General features: G+C 69.7%; 13 protein-coding genes. 12 read left to right on the top strand and 1 reads right to left on the bottom strand.

The window, feature by feature from the left end; translation table 11 throughout:
- Positions 1-66: 66 nt before the first annotated feature.
- The 5 genes from V1460_RS36260 to V1460_RS10505 all read left to right on the top strand — a co-directional run bounded on the left by V1460_RS36260 (position 67) and on the right by V1460_RS10505 (position 3,554).
- Positions 67-279 (top strand): hypothetical protein, encoded by a 213-nt coding sequence (locus V1460_RS36260; protein WP_407077429.1) that lies wholly within the window; start codon positions 67-69, stop codon positions 277-279.
- A 136-nt stretch (positions 280-415) separates the two neighbouring features.
- On the top strand, positions 416-694 hold the full coding sequence (locus V1460_RS10520; RefSeq protein WP_338673486.1) for a hypothetical protein: 279 nt from the start codon (positions 416-418) through the stop codon (positions 692-694).
- Positions 691-2,100, top strand: coding sequence for a putative T7SS-secreted protein (locus tag V1460_RS10515; RefSeq protein WP_338673485.1), 1,410 nt, complete (start codon positions 691-693; stop codon positions 2,098-2,100). The genes V1460_RS10520 and V1460_RS10515 overlap by 4 nt, the downstream gene beginning before the upstream one ends.
- 2 nt (positions 2,101-2,102) lie before the next feature.
- Positions 2,103-2,627 (top strand): hypothetical protein, encoded by a 525-nt coding sequence (locus tag V1460_RS10510; RefSeq protein ID WP_338673484.1) that lies wholly within the window; start codon positions 2,103-2,105, stop codon positions 2,625-2,627.
- Between the two features lie 240 nt (positions 2,628-2,867).
- Positions 2,868-3,554 carry a hypothetical protein gene (locus V1460_RS10505; protein WP_338673483.1) on the top strand — a complete coding sequence of 229 codons (687 nt, stop codon included), beginning with the start codon at positions 2,868-2,870 and terminating at the stop codon, positions 3,552-3,554.
- Between the two features lie 46 nt (positions 3,555-3,600).
- Here V1460_RS10505 and V1460_RS10500 read toward each other — a convergent pair whose 3' ends face one another.
- A complete protein-coding gene (locus V1460_RS10500; RefSeq protein ID WP_338673482.1) occupies positions 3,601-4,032 on the bottom strand; it encodes an ATP-binding protein in 432 nt (143 codons plus the stop codon).
- 248 nt (positions 4,033-4,280) lie between these two features.
- Between V1460_RS10500 and V1460_RS10495 the strand changes: the two genes are divergently transcribed.
- The 7 genes from V1460_RS10495 to V1460_RS10465 all read left to right on the top strand — a co-directional run bounded on the left by V1460_RS10495 (position 4,281) and on the right by V1460_RS10465 (position 13,258).
- Entirely contained in the window at positions 4,281-5,138 is an 858-nt protein-coding gene (locus V1460_RS10495; RefSeq protein WP_338673481.1) for a helix-turn-helix transcriptional regulator, read from the top strand.
- Entirely contained in the window at positions 5,135-5,332 is a 198-nt protein-coding gene (locus V1460_RS10490; protein ID WP_338673480.1) for a DUF397 domain-containing protein, read from the top strand. Before V1460_RS10495 ends, V1460_RS10490 begins: the two co-directional genes overlap by 4 nt.
- 894 nt (positions 5,333-6,226) lie before the next feature.
- Entirely contained in the window at positions 6,227-7,705 is a 1,479-nt protein-coding gene (locus tag V1460_RS10485) for a sugar transferase (RefSeq protein ID WP_338673479.1), read from the top strand.
- A 73-nt stretch (positions 7,706-7,778) separates the two neighbouring features.
- Positions 7,779-9,095 (top strand): nucleotide sugar dehydrogenase, encoded by a 1,317-nt coding sequence (locus tag V1460_RS10480; RefSeq protein ID WP_338673478.1) that lies wholly within the window; start codon positions 7,779-7,781, stop codon positions 9,093-9,095.
- Positions 9,085-10,350, top strand: a complete 1,266-nt coding sequence (locus tag V1460_RS10475) for a glycosyltransferase family 4 protein (protein WP_338673477.1) — start codon at positions 9,085-9,087, stop codon at positions 10,348-10,350. Before V1460_RS10480 ends, V1460_RS10475 begins: the two co-directional genes overlap by 11 nt.
- Positions 10,347-11,744: a Wzz/FepE/Etk N-terminal domain-containing protein gene (locus V1460_RS10470; protein ID WP_338673476.1), complete on the top strand. Its 1,398-nt coding sequence runs from the start codon at positions 10,347-10,349 to the stop codon at positions 11,742-11,744. Before V1460_RS10475 ends, V1460_RS10470 begins: the two co-directional genes overlap by 4 nt.
- Entirely contained in the window at positions 11,741-13,258 is a 1,518-nt protein-coding gene (locus tag V1460_RS10465) for a Wzz/FepE/Etk N-terminal domain-containing protein (protein ID WP_338673475.1), read from the top strand. The genes V1460_RS10470 and V1460_RS10465 overlap by 4 nt, the downstream gene beginning before the upstream one ends.

Genomic DNA, 13,258 nt, shown 5'->3' with positions numbered 1-13,258 from the left:
ATAGCCATATCATGGGCGTGTCGGCTGCCTGGGGCTCAAGGGCGGGTGTGGCCGGAGGAACGCGGGGTGGCGTATGTGCTGGCCACCAAGGTCAACGACACCGTCACCGCCTCCGCCTCCGCCTCCGATGGACAGGACGGCCGCGTGGATGAGCTGATCGCCGCGCTGCCCGAGCAGGCGTGGAAGCGGATCTCCGCCGAAGCCGGCCGGTTGCGGTATTCGGGGTGGAGGGCCGCTGGTAGGCCCATTCGACGAGCAGGGTCCGGCCGAATGCCGTGAAGGTTCTGCGAAAGGGGGGAACCCGCCGCCGTAGGCCCGCCGGGCCGTTGGATAGCGTACGAGGGGCAGGATTTGACCTGCGCCTTTGCCAAGACTGGGGGAACACGGCGCCATGGGAGCGGGCTTCAAGGTAGACGTGTCCGAGCTGGACGGTCTCGTCAGGGAACTTCACCGGAGTCAGGACGAGATGCGTTCGGCACTGAACGCGCTGCGTGACACCGGACCGAAGACCACTGGGAGCAAGGAACTCGACAACGCCTGCGACGAGTTCCACGACAGTTGGGACGACGCGATATCCAAGATCGCCGAGGGCACCCGAGCCATCGAGGACGGCCTGAAGAAGACCCGGGACACCTACGAACAGGTCGAAACCGCACTGCGTGACGGCTTCGCCGGGAAGGGCGATGCCCGATGAGCGACTCCTACCCCTCACTGGGCTTCGACCCGGCCCCGGGCAACACCGGAAACGTGGACTCGCTCGCCGCCCGCACCAAGAAGGCCGCGAACGCCCTCGACAACGCGCAGAACAGCATCAAGCGCCTCACGGGGAACGTGAGCTGGGCCGGTGACGCCGCCTCCGCGTTCTCGAAGAAGGTCGGCGAGCTGCCCCGCTACCTCAAGGACAGCCAGGAGGCGATGAGTACGGCGTCATCCGAGCTGACGAAGTGGCGCGGGGCCCTGAGCGACTACCAGAGCACGGCCCGCACCTACGAAGTCCAGGCCAAGCGGGCCAAGGGGCAGGTGACGACCGCGGAGAAGAGCAGGGACGCCGCGACGAACCGCTACAACCAGGCGGCCTCCGACCCCGCCTACCGGCTCAGCGGCCAGTATTTCACCGGTCCCGCGCTCCAGGACGCCCAGAACAAGATCGACGCGGCCAACACCCGCCTCCAGCAGGCCGACGACGACCTCTCGGCTGCCTCAGCCCGACTCGAACAGGCGGAGCGCGAGCTCGAAGAGATCATCAAGAACGCCGAGCGACTGCTCGAAGAGCATCAGGCACAGGCCCGCGGCGTCGCGGATCGCCTGCGCAAGGCGAACGACAGCGCACCCGACCCGGGTTTCTGGGAGCGCCTGGGCGACCAGTTCCAGAAGCTCGGCCACGCCATCCAGGAGTGGTGCGCCCGGAACAAGGACCTGCTCAAGTCCATCGGCGACTGGCTGGGCAACATCTCCGCCGTCCTGGGCATCCTGTCCCTGTTGACCCTGTGGTGCCCGCCGCTGTCCGGCGCCCTCGCCCTGGCGGGTGCCGCGCTCTCGGCGGGCGCGCTGCTCGCCCACGGCGCCGCCAAACTGGGCGGGGCGGACGTCAGCATGCTGGACCTCGCGGGGGACGCCCTCGGCGTCATTCCGGGAGTCGGATTCGCGAAGACGGCTGTCACGGGAACGGTCAAGGTCGCCGTGGGTACGGTGGACACCGCGGCCGGCGCCGTCTCGAGGGTCGACGACGTGCAGAAGGTGATGCGTCTGAACCGCCTCGTCGGCGAAGGGGTCGCCGACGGGTCGAACTTCGCACGGGAGGCCGGTCGGCTGCGCTCCGCGGCCGAGGGCCGCATCTTCGAGGCCACGGGCGCCGGAAACAAGCTGCGTCTGGCCTGGGAGAACTCGGTGGCGACTAACCTCGGCTCCCAGATGGCCGAGAAGGGACTCAGCGCCACCATCAACCGCATTCCAGGACTGCGGGACATGGACTCCCTGCGGTCGGCCATCCGCGTCGACGACTCGCTTGACCCACTCTCCTGGTGGTCGAAGGGCCCGCTGCTCGCCACGCAGATACCCGGCGCCGCGACCGGCATCTACGACAGCATCACGGGAGACTGAGCATGGCCGCCACACCCCACCGCACGCCGGCCGCCGATCCGGTGGTGCCCCACCAGTCGAGGCTCTGGCTGCTCGTCTGGTTCGTCGTGCAGTGGCCCCTCATCCCACTGGACCTCGCCCTACGGGTGGTCTGGTTCACCATGCTCCTCCTCGGCAACGGCAGTTCGGACGATGTCGCCGATGTGCGGGAACCTCTCAGGCGGTTCCTCTCACCGCGCGTTCTCCTGCTCCGTCTGTCACACGACGCGTCTCGTCACGAGGCCGCCATGAATCACAGATTCGCGCGATTCGCCGAGGATATCCGTCGCAAGAAGTTCCGTTGGCGCACATGGGCGCTGCACGAGACCGGGAACAAGGTGCACCCCGACGGACACGCGTACGGCCTCGTCCTGTACCCCCGGGAGATCCAGGGCGTACCGCTGAGCACGCTGCAACGCCTGGCGTCGGCACACGGACTTGTCATCGACGTGCCGTCCGACCTCAAGAACGGTGCGGGCCTCCTCGGTATGCACCCGGTGGAGTCATGACAAGCGGACCCACAGCCGCCGGGCCACCGCCACGGCCTTGTGGGCACGATGCCAGGAGACCCAGGGCGTATCGCTCAGCACACCGCGACGCCTCGCAACCGCGCACACGCAGCACTCGGACCCGCGGCCGCACGCGCGCTCGATACGCCTTCGGGCCCGGGTGCCGGTGCCTGTGCGACCCTTCGCTCCGTTCCATCTGAGAGATTCACAGTGACCCATCCCGCTGCCGACACTCATCCCGTGACGACGGAAGCCCCCACCACCGGGCCGCGACTGCTCCTTGACATACCCGGCGGGTTCTACTCCCTGGGCCTCGACCTGGAGGGCGAGGAACGCCTGGAGCAGCTCTGGACCATCGCGGAGAGGGTCTGGCCGACCGGGACCGACTTCCAGCGTGAAGTCTCCTTCCACGCCTATCGCGAGATGGCCGACCACGCCCTCGCCGAGAACTCGTTCTACGCCGGCTTCTGTCTGGACGAGGCTCCCGACGGCCGCCTCACCACGGCCTCGCTGTTGGCGCGCCTCGACCCGATGGAGGAGCCCGACGCGGAGCTCTCGGCCCGCAGTCTCTTCGAGGCGCTCGCCGCGAACGACAACAACACGGTCTCGGACATCCGGGTGCCGGTAGGACCCGGGGTCCTCGTCCTATGCGGCCTGGAGTGGCGGTCGGACCCGTCGGACGACACAGCCCCCTCGCTGCCGATGGCAAGGGCGGATGTCTACCTGCCACTTCCCCGTATGCAGCGCCTCCTCGTACTGAGCCTCACCACACCTTCGCTGCCCGACCTCCCCTTCTACGTCTCGCTGCTGTCCAGGACCGCCCACGAGTTGACGGTCACCAGTGAGCCGGCGGCCGCCGACGACCCGGGCAGCGCGAGCGAGCAGACCAGGTCGGCCACGGAGCAGGTCAGGTCCGACTTCGGGTAGCCGAAGCCACCCACGGCACGTCGGGATCGGGTCGCGACGGCACGGATCAAGCGGTGACTCCCGTAGCTGAGGGCGAGGCGGGGATCGCGTACTCAGCCCAGACCGTCTTGCCCGGACCGTCGGCGCGCGGGTGCCAGTCCCAGCGGTCGGCGAACGCTGACACCAGGAGCAGACCCCGCCCGCCGTCCGCGAATCCCGGATCGGGCAGGGTGCCCGGGCGAGGGGGCACGCGTTCGGCGCGGGTGTCGGTGACCTCGACACGGGCGAGCGGCTCGGGCGCGTGCGTGAGGTGGAGGCGGCAGTGGAAGTCCCGGCTGGGTACATGACCGTGACGTACGGCGTTGGCGGTCAACTCCCCGACGATCAGGACGATCTCGTCGTGCGGGCCGGTGCCGTACAGGATGCCCCACTCGTTCAGGCGAACGCCGACCAAACGCCGGGCGAGCCTGGCGCCGCGAGGTGTAGATGTGAACCTCATGGCGAATTCGTGCGCGAACGGATCAGGCCTGTTGGTCAAGTGCCCGGCGACCCGAGCGGATCGAGTGTTGCCGCCGGGGCTGCGGAGGAAGCTCGTCATGGGTCACTACGCTCCTCCGCGTTGCGTAACGTGACCAGCGGTGACGCGCTGACGCTGATCGGCTGTACGCGAGACGTGGGCGCCGGTACGAGAAGCGCGGCGTGACGGACGCCCACGCATGGGCGTTGGTCCGGGGAGGCGGTGGGTAGATGACGGTGGAGAACGAGCCGGCGGCGGAAGCCGGCACGGACGGGCAGACTCCGGACAGGTCCGGGCAAGGTGTGGTGACGGCCTTCGGACAGAGCTTGAAGACACTGCGGGTCCGGGCGGGTATGCAGCGCGAGGAGCTGGGCAAGCGGCTCGGCTACTCGGCTTCGACCATCGCGTCATTCGAGCAGGGGCGGCGCATCCCACCGCCCCGGGCGATCGACCAGGCGGACGAAGTACTTCGGGCAGACGGCCTGCTGACGCTGTGGAAGGAGCAGGTGGAGCAGGCGCAGTACCCGGTGTTCTTCCAGGGGATGGCGCAGCTGGAGAAGCAGGCGATCGAGCTGCTCATGTACGACACACGCGTCGTCAATGGCCTGCTCCAGACCGAGGAGTACATGCGTGCGCTGCTCGCCATGCCGCGGCCTCCGCTGGATCAGGAGACGATCGAGCAGCGGGTGACCGCACGGTTGGTCCGGCAGGACATCTTCGACCGGCGACCGGCGCCACTGCTGAGCTTCGTGCTGGACGAGGCGGTGTTGCGGCACCGGTACGGCGGTAAGCACGTGCTGCGCGGCCAGTTGGAACAGCTCCTGCTGATCGGGCAGAAACGCAACGTCGAGATCCAGGTGATGCCGATCGATTGCGAGGACAACGCGGGTGTAAGCGGGCCGTTCACAGTTGCGACCCGCAGGGACGGCAAGAAGTTCGTGTACACCGAGGCGCAGAACACCAGCACGCTTGGGACCGACCCGGAACAGACAGTTCTCGCCGCCGCAACCTATGGGATCATCCGTTCACAGGCTCTCACACCGCGAGAGTCGCTGGAGTTCATCGAGAAGTTGCTGGGAGAGCTATGAACAACGCCGAGCCCCTCGCCTGGTTCAAGAGCAGCCACAGCGGACCTGAAGGCGGTCAGTGCGTAGAGGTCGCGGCCGGTTCGAACGCCGTGCACATCCGGGACTCCAAGACCACCTCCGGGCCGACCCTCCAGGTATCGCCCGAGGCATGGACCGGGTTCATCGGACTCGCCGCTTCGGAGCAGTACATCTGACCGTTGTACGTCATCGAGAGCCCTGCCGCCCTTCTCTCACGGCAGGGCTCTCGCACAGCGCGGCACAGGCGCACTGGACTGCCGTTCGATGCACCGCAAAGGTCGTCTCCGCCGACCGGAGACGCCCGCATGCCGCCCCTCCCCGCCGCGCAACAGGCGGGTGGTGGCCGCCCCGATACCGCGACCCACCCCCCCCTTGCGGGTGACAACTCACCCCCCTGCCAAGGAAGTTACGGCTCCCTGGGGATCGCAATACACATCCGAGCCCAGAAGCTCCGGTGTGCGGCCGACGGCTTTGAGACAAGTGCCTCGGACGCCCACGGCTGCACACCGTAGTGCACGACCCGCCGCCGGTCGTCACCGAAGCGGGCACCACAGGAGGCCTGTCGCAGCTCACCGCTGACCAGAGCGCTGCAGCCGCACCCGGGGACCGTACGGACCTCCGGCACTCGCGGTGGTGTCACAACACCCAGAGTGGTCGACACCCCATGGATCCAGCCTCAAAGCTTGAACACAATTTGCACACATCCTCTCTCCATACCGGTCTCGATGGTCTAGATTGATCGTGCTTCGGCGCTCGAGCACGAGGCGACCAATGACGATCTTCAGGTCCGGCGCTACGTAAAGCCAGCAGTAGCGTCCCCCGGCCGCCAGCCGTGGGATCGATCGATTTCCGGAGTCCGAGAATGCCTTGGTGCGGGGAGCGCCCGGGATTCGAAGGCTTCCGGCGCACCTCGAAAGTCTGGCAGGGCATGCGAGTCCGCTGCCGCCAGGGTGGGTTTTTTCCAGTACCTCTGAAATAGCCGTGTTGTGATGCGCGGGGGCGGGGGCCCCAAGCGCGGGGGGCACGGTGTTGGGCGCACACGTCGAAACACTGGGGACCTGGGGGGTTCTGTGCGGCAAGGGGGATTAGTCAGCCCGTTTCCGTCGGCGCGCGGGCGTCCGGCGGACCGGGCGATCAGCCGGCCCGCGATCGATTGGGAACAGCGGTACCGCCGTACCGTGATCATCAGCGACACCCTGGCCACCGCCTTCGTGGTGGCGGCGATCGGCAACTTCTTCGGGGCCCGGGACGCGGCCGACTGGCATGAGAAGTGGGGAATTCTCGCATTCGGCACCGAGTTGCTGGTGCTGGGCGCTCTTGCGGTGAGCCGATCGTGGGCTCCGGCCGTGCTCGGCCAGGGCGCTGAGGAATTCCGCCGCCTGGGACGCTCACTGTTCATGGCGACCGTCGTGCTGGCGCTGGTCGGGATCGCTCTCACCTCGCGGAACATCAAGCTCTGGATCTTCGTCGCGATCCCCGCGATCGCCCTCGTCTGCATGACCGCGCGGTATCTGCTGCGTATCCGGCTGCACAAACAGCGGATGGCCGGACGGTGTCTGCGACCGGTGCTCGCCGCCGGGAGCCTGGCCACCGTGCACGACCTGATCACCCGGACGCGCAAGTTCCCGCACCTCGGCTGGCGGGTCGATGCGGTGTGCACAACGGACGGTCTCGGGCTCGAAGGTGACCAACTGGACGGCGTTCCGGTCGTCGGCCGACTGGCGGACGCCGCCGGCCACGTCCGGCGCGGCGGCTACCGTGTCGTCGCGGTCACACCGGACCCGCACTGGTCACCCGACCGGCTGCAGCGGCTGGCGTGGAACCTGGAAGGCAGCGACGCCGAGATGGTCGTGGCGCCGGTTCTGATGGAGGTGGCCGGTCCGCGGCTGCACATCGACGCGGTGCTCGGGATCCCACTGCTGCGGGTCAGCATGCCCACCTTCACGGGGGGCCGCCGGGCGGTCAAAGGAGTCGTCGACCGGATCGGCGCGGTGATCCTGCTGGTGCTGTTCGCGCCGCTGATGGTGTTCGTCGGACTGCTCGTCCTGGTGGACAGCCGGGGTGGGGCGTTCTACCGCCAGCGCAGGGTCGGCAAGGACGGCCGTGAGTTCACCATCCTGAAGTTCCGCACCATGGTCGCCGGGGCACACGGGGCACGTGCCGAGTTGGCCGAGCGCGACGAGGGCGCAGGTCTGCTGTTCAAACTCCGCCGGGATCCTCGGGTGACCCGGGTGGGATCGGTGCTGCGCCGGTACTCGGTCGACGAGCTCCCGCAGCTCTTCAACGTGCTCACCGGATCGATGTCGCTCGTCGGTCCGCGGCCGCCGCTGCCGGAGGAGTCCGCAGCGTACGGCCCGGACATCCGGCGGCGGCTGCTGGTCAAGCCCGGACTCACCGGTCTGTGGCAGATCAGCGGACGCAGCGACCTTTCGTGGGAGGAGGCGGTGCGGCTGGACCTGCGGTACGTGGAGGACTGGTCGCTGGCGCTCGACACAGTGATCTTGTGGAAGACGCTGCGGGCGGTGCTCCAAGGGCAGGGGGCCTACTGATGTACGGGAGCGGTCGTCCGGTCGGCACGCGGACGGCAGGCCGAAGGGGCCTGCCTGGGGGGAGGAACGAGTCATGAGAATCAGCGTCTTGGGGCTCGGCTACGTGGGCTGTGTGTCGGCCGCGTGCCTGGCGAGCCTGGGTCACGAGGTCATCGGGGTCGACGTCAACCCGGTGAAGGTCGACCTGGTCAACGACGGCAAGGCCCCGGTGGTGGAGGAGCGCATCGGTGAACTGGTCGCCGAGGTCGTGGCGAAGGGAGCATTACGCGCCACCGGTGACGTCCGCGAGGCCGTCATGGCCAGCGAGGTGTCACTGGTCTGCGTGGGCACGCCGTCGGAGCCCAACGGCAGCCTGTGCACCGCGTACCTGGAGCGGGTAACCGAGCAGATCGGTGCCGCGCTCGCGGATCGCCGCGGGCGGCACACCGTGGTGTTCCGCAGCACCATGCTTCCGGGCACCTGTCTGAACCTGTTGGTACCGATTCTGGAGAAGTCCGTCGGTGGCACGGCCGGGGTGGACATCGGGGTCGCGGTCAACCCGGAGTTCCTGCGCGAGGGCACGAGCGTGCGGGACTTCTTCGACCCGCCCAAGACCGTCATCGGCGAGCTCGACCCGGCGAGCGGCGATGTGGTGGCGGCGCTGTACGACGGCTTGCCCGGCGAGGTGTTCCGGGTACCGATCCCGACGGCCGAGGCGATCAAGTACGCGGACAACGCGTTCCACGGCCTCAAGATCGGCTTCGCGAACGAGCTGGGCGCGGTGTGCCAGGCGCTCGGAGTGGACTCGCACCAGGTGATGGACGTGTTCACGGCCGACCGCAAGCTGAACATCAGCCCGGCCTATCTGCGACCCGGCTTCGCCTTCGGTGGCTCCTGTCTGCCCAAGGACCTGCGCAGCCTGGTCCACGCGGCGCGGCGGGCCGACATCTCGGTGCCCATCCTCGCCCATGTGCTGCCCTCCAACTCCGCGCATCTGCAACGCGCGGTGGAGCTGGTCGAGCGCACCGGCAAGCGCCGGGTGGGCCTGTTCGGGCTGTCCTTCAAGCCCGGCACCGACGACCTACGCGAGAGCCCGCTCGTCGAGCTGGCGGAGAGGCTCTTCGGCAAGGGTTACGACCTGCGGATCTACGACGCCAACGTGAGCCTCTCCCGGCTGCTCGGCGCGAACCGCGAGTACATCGAGACCCGGCTGCCGCACCTCGGGCAACTGCTCGCGGACTCCGTCGAAGAGGTGCTCGAACACGCCGAGGTGTGCCTGGTCGGGACCAGGGATCCGGCCGTGCTGTCGGCGCTGCCCCATGGCGGCGGCCCGGTGATCGTCGACCTCATCCGCCTCCCCGACGCCGAGGCGCGCCGGGCCGAACCGGGGTACATGGGCCTTGCTTGGTGACACGACCAGTGGCGACCGGCCGGACCGGCGCGCGCTGATCCTGGTGGAGAACCTGTCGGTGCCGTTCGACCGACGGGTGTGGCAGGAGTGCACGACCCTGCGCGACGCGGGCTGGACGGTGCACGTCATCTGTCCTCAGGGAGAGAAGCGGGACACGGAGCCGGAGGCGGAGATCGACGGGGTGCGGATCCACCGCTACCCGTTGCGCGCGGCCACCGGAGGGCCGGCCGGCTATCTGCGGGAGTACGGATCGGCGTTGTGGCACACGGCCCGGCTGGCCCGGAAGGTCGGCCCGGTCGATGTGGTCCACGCCTGCAATCCGCCCGACCTGCTGTTCCTGCCGGCACTGTGGCTGAAGCGGCGCGGGGCGCGGTTCGTCTTCGACCAGCACGACCTGGTACCCGAGCTGTACCTCTCACGGTTCGGCCGCGGTGAGGATCTGCTCTACCGCGGCGTGTGCGCGCTGGAACGGCTGACCTACCGGGCCGCTGACGTCGTGCTCGCCACGAACGAGAGCTACCGGGACGTCGCGGTGAGCCGTGGCGGCCGGCGGCCGGAGGACGTCTTCGTGGTGCGCAGCGCGCCCGACACCGACCGGTTCCGGCCGGTGCCGCCCGAGCCGGAGCTGAAGCGCGGCAAGCCCCATCTGCTCTGCTACCTCGGTGTCATGGGCCCGCAGGACGGCGTCGACTACGCTTTGCGGGCCTTGGCGAAGTTGCGTGACGAGTTCGGACGGACCGACTGGCACGCGGTGTTCGTCGGCGGCGGCGACACCTTCGACGCCATGGTGGAGCTGTCCCGGCGGCTCGGGCTCGTGGAGCAGGTGGAGTTCACCGGGCGTGTCCCGGACGCCGATCTGGTGCGCTATCTGTCCACCGCTGATGTGTGCCTCTCCCCCGACCCGTGCAATCCGCTCAACGACGTGTCGACCATGAACAAGGTCCTGGAGTACATGGTGATGGGCCGGCCGATCGTCTCGTTCGACCTCCGGGAAGCGCGCGTCTCCGCCGCTGACTCCGCCGTCTACGCACCCGCCGACGACGAGTCCGAGTTCGCCAAGCTCATCGCGCTGCTGCTGGACGATCCGGAGAAGCGGGCCCGGATGGGCGAGATCGGCCGGGATCGGATCAGCGGGCCGCTCTCCTGGCGGAACTCGCAGGCGTCGCTGCTCGCCGCCTACACCGCCGCGTGCCGTGACCACGCTCCGGTGTCGGCCGACGGCCCGTACCGGTCGGGGAAGAGGCCGCGCCGTTGAGCGACGACACGATACGCCTGGTCTCGATCGGGCGGATTATCCGTCGGCGACGGCGGCTTCTCACCATCCTCGCCGTGGTGGGCGCGCTCGTCGGCTACGGCACCTCCCTGCTGTTTCCGCCGCGGTACACGGCATCGGCGTCGGTACTGCTGCCGGGGGCCTGGGAGGAGCGCGAGCTGCTGACCCAGACGGAGATCGCGACCAGTTCGGTGGTGGTCGACCGGGCGGCGGCCACGCTGGGCTGGACCGGGGTCGGCGGGAGCGAGCTGCGGGAGCGGGTGAGCGCCCGAGCCGCCGAGGGGAACATCATCAGGATCTCGGGCACGGCCGACACCCCCGAGCACGCACAGCGGCTCTCCGACCAGGTGGCCCGGGATTTCGTCGCGTTCGCCGCGCGGGTCTCGGGCGACAACACCGACCCCGACGCAGCGGAGCGGCCCGAGGCGCTGCGGCAGCTGGTGGTGCAGACCAGCCGCCGCATCACCGAGCTGGCCGAAGCGGCCGATCCTGGGCGGACCGTCGAGAGTGTGCAGACCCGCACCGAGCTCGCGAAGCTGCGTATCGCACTGCAGGAGGCCATCAACAAGCTCGACCAGGTGGACCCGTCTGCCGACAAGGCCAGCATGGTCGTGATGGGTCCTGCGGCCCGTCCGGAGGGCGAGGCGCCGCCGACGAGGGCCCAGCTCGTCGCCGCGGGGGCGCTGCTGTTCTTCGTGGCCGCGGTCATCGGGCATCTCACCGCCGCCCGGATGAGCCGACGGCTGCGCACCGAAGCGGAGATCGCCGCGGCGCTGGGCTCGGCGCTGCTCGGCACCGTCGACGTACCCGGTGAACGGTCCGCGCACCGGCCGCAGGACCGCGGCGCACGGGCCCGGATCCGCCGGCTGCTGGGCACCGAAATGCGGTGGGACCTACCCGTCCCGCGGATGTCCGGCGACGAGGCGGACAGGCGGATCCGCTACCGGCGGGTGTGCGACCGCCTCCGGGAACAGCTGCCCGACGCCCGGCGGCTGCTGGTGGTCGTCCCGGACGGCGACGAGATCGCCCATCGCGCCGCCGGGCAGCTCGTCGCCGAGGCCGGGAGCGATCCCTCCCCGGGCTCGTCCGGCGGCGGACACCCCGTGCTGCGGGAGGTGGGGGTCTCCGTGTCCCGGCCGATGGTGCCGGACCGCGATGACGAGTCGGGGGTCCTGGTGGTGCTCTGCGCGGGCAGCCGGACCGCGGCGGAGCTCGCGGGCATTGCCGAGGCGTGTGCGGACGCCAGGCACGAGGTCGTCGGCATCGTCCTGTCCTGCGCGGTGCGGGTGGGTCCGACACGTTCCGCCGGTCGTGCCCGGCATACCGCCACACCTGCGCTCGCCGTCGGCGGCGACGCGAGGGGAGGTTCGGAGTGACGACGAGTACGTCATCGGAGTCGTCGGCCGCCGCTCCGCTGCTCGACCTGCGGGGTCTTGTGGCGGGAGTGCGCAGGCGCCGCCGCCTCTGGTGCTCGATGGCGTTGCTCGGGATGCTCGCCGGTGCGGCGGTGGCGGTCCTGCTGCCGCCGCCGCCGACCGCGGTGACCAAGGTGCTCGTCGCACATCAGGAGGACCAGCCGAACGACCCCGGAACGCTGATCCGCACCGATGTCGCGCTGCTGCAGACCACCCGGATCAGCAGCAGGGCCCTGCAGTCACTCGGGTCCGCGGAGAAACCGGAGGACTTCATGGAGGACTACGGGGGCATCGGCCTGACCAACAACCTGCTGCAGATCGACGCGAGGGGCGGCAGCGACGCGGAAGCGGTGGCCCGCGCCAAGGCGCTGGCCGACGCCTTCGTCGCAGACCATGTGCGGCGGATACGGGATGCCGCGGACGCCGAGGCGAAGACCCTGCTCGACCAGCGCGACCGAATGCGGGACGAACTCGCCCAGGTCAACAAGGCGATCGGCGACGGATCGCGGGACAGCGGGCCGAAGGCGTCGGCGAACCTGGAGACGCTCTTCGCCCGCCGTGCCGAACTCACCTCCCGGATCACCGACTTCGGCCGGCGCGCGGCGGAGGCGCAGATCGGCACCCCCCGGCTCATCGCCGGCACCCAGATCGTGGACGCCCCGCGCGCGGTGCGGCACTCCCTGCCCAGGGCCGCCGCCACCAACGCCGCGATCGGGCTCGTACTCGGGCTCGTACTCGGGCTCGCGGTGGCCGCGGTCGGCACGGTGGTGGCGGACCGCCCCGTGCTGCGCCGGGAGATCGCGGCGAACCTCGGTGCATCGGTGATCGCGGAACTGCCTTGCAGGACCGTCGGTTTGTGGCAGCGCCGACGGATCCGGGCGGCACGGGACAGGCTCACCACGTCCCTGGCCCGCACCGTGCGCGGTGCCGCGGAACCGGTGTCATTGCTGGAACTTGGCTGTGCGCGCAGCGCGAGTGACATCGCCCTGGATGTCGCCGCGGCATTGGAGGCGAACGAGCCCGTGGTCGTCATCGACGCGCTGCCCGGTCGGCAGCTCGCCGACCGCCGCCCGAAGGAGGGCGGCCCCACCGTGATCAGCGGCGAGCAGGCCGCGACCGATCCGCCGCAGCGCCGGCTCGGCGTCGGCTCGGTGGCGCCCGGCACGGCGTGGACCGACCTGCGGTACCTCGGCACCCAGACCGTGCTCGTCGTGCGCGCCGGGCACGCCGCCGCCGCGTGGCTGCACACCGTGGCGCGGCAACTCGCGGACCAGCGCATCCCCGTGATCGGTGTGGTGCTGATCGACCCCGATCCGCGTGACCGGACCGACGGCACGCTGTGGGACGGGCTGCACACCGCGCTGCGCGGCCAGAGCGAGCGGCCGGCGCGACAGAGCGGGACGGGCCGGCACCGGTCGGAGCGCCTGCCGATGCGGGCCGCGCGCGTCCCGAGAAGCGACCAGGAGGCGCGGTAG

The sequence above is a fragment of the Streptomyces sp. SCSIO 30461 genome, from assembly GCF_037023745.1.
In the GTDB taxonomy this organism is placed as follows: Bacteria; Actinomycetota; Actinomycetes; order Streptomycetales; family Streptomycetaceae; genus Streptomyces.
The sequence above is the reverse complement of the archived record's forward strand: the minus strand, read 5'-3'. Positions and strand labels throughout refer to the sequence as shown.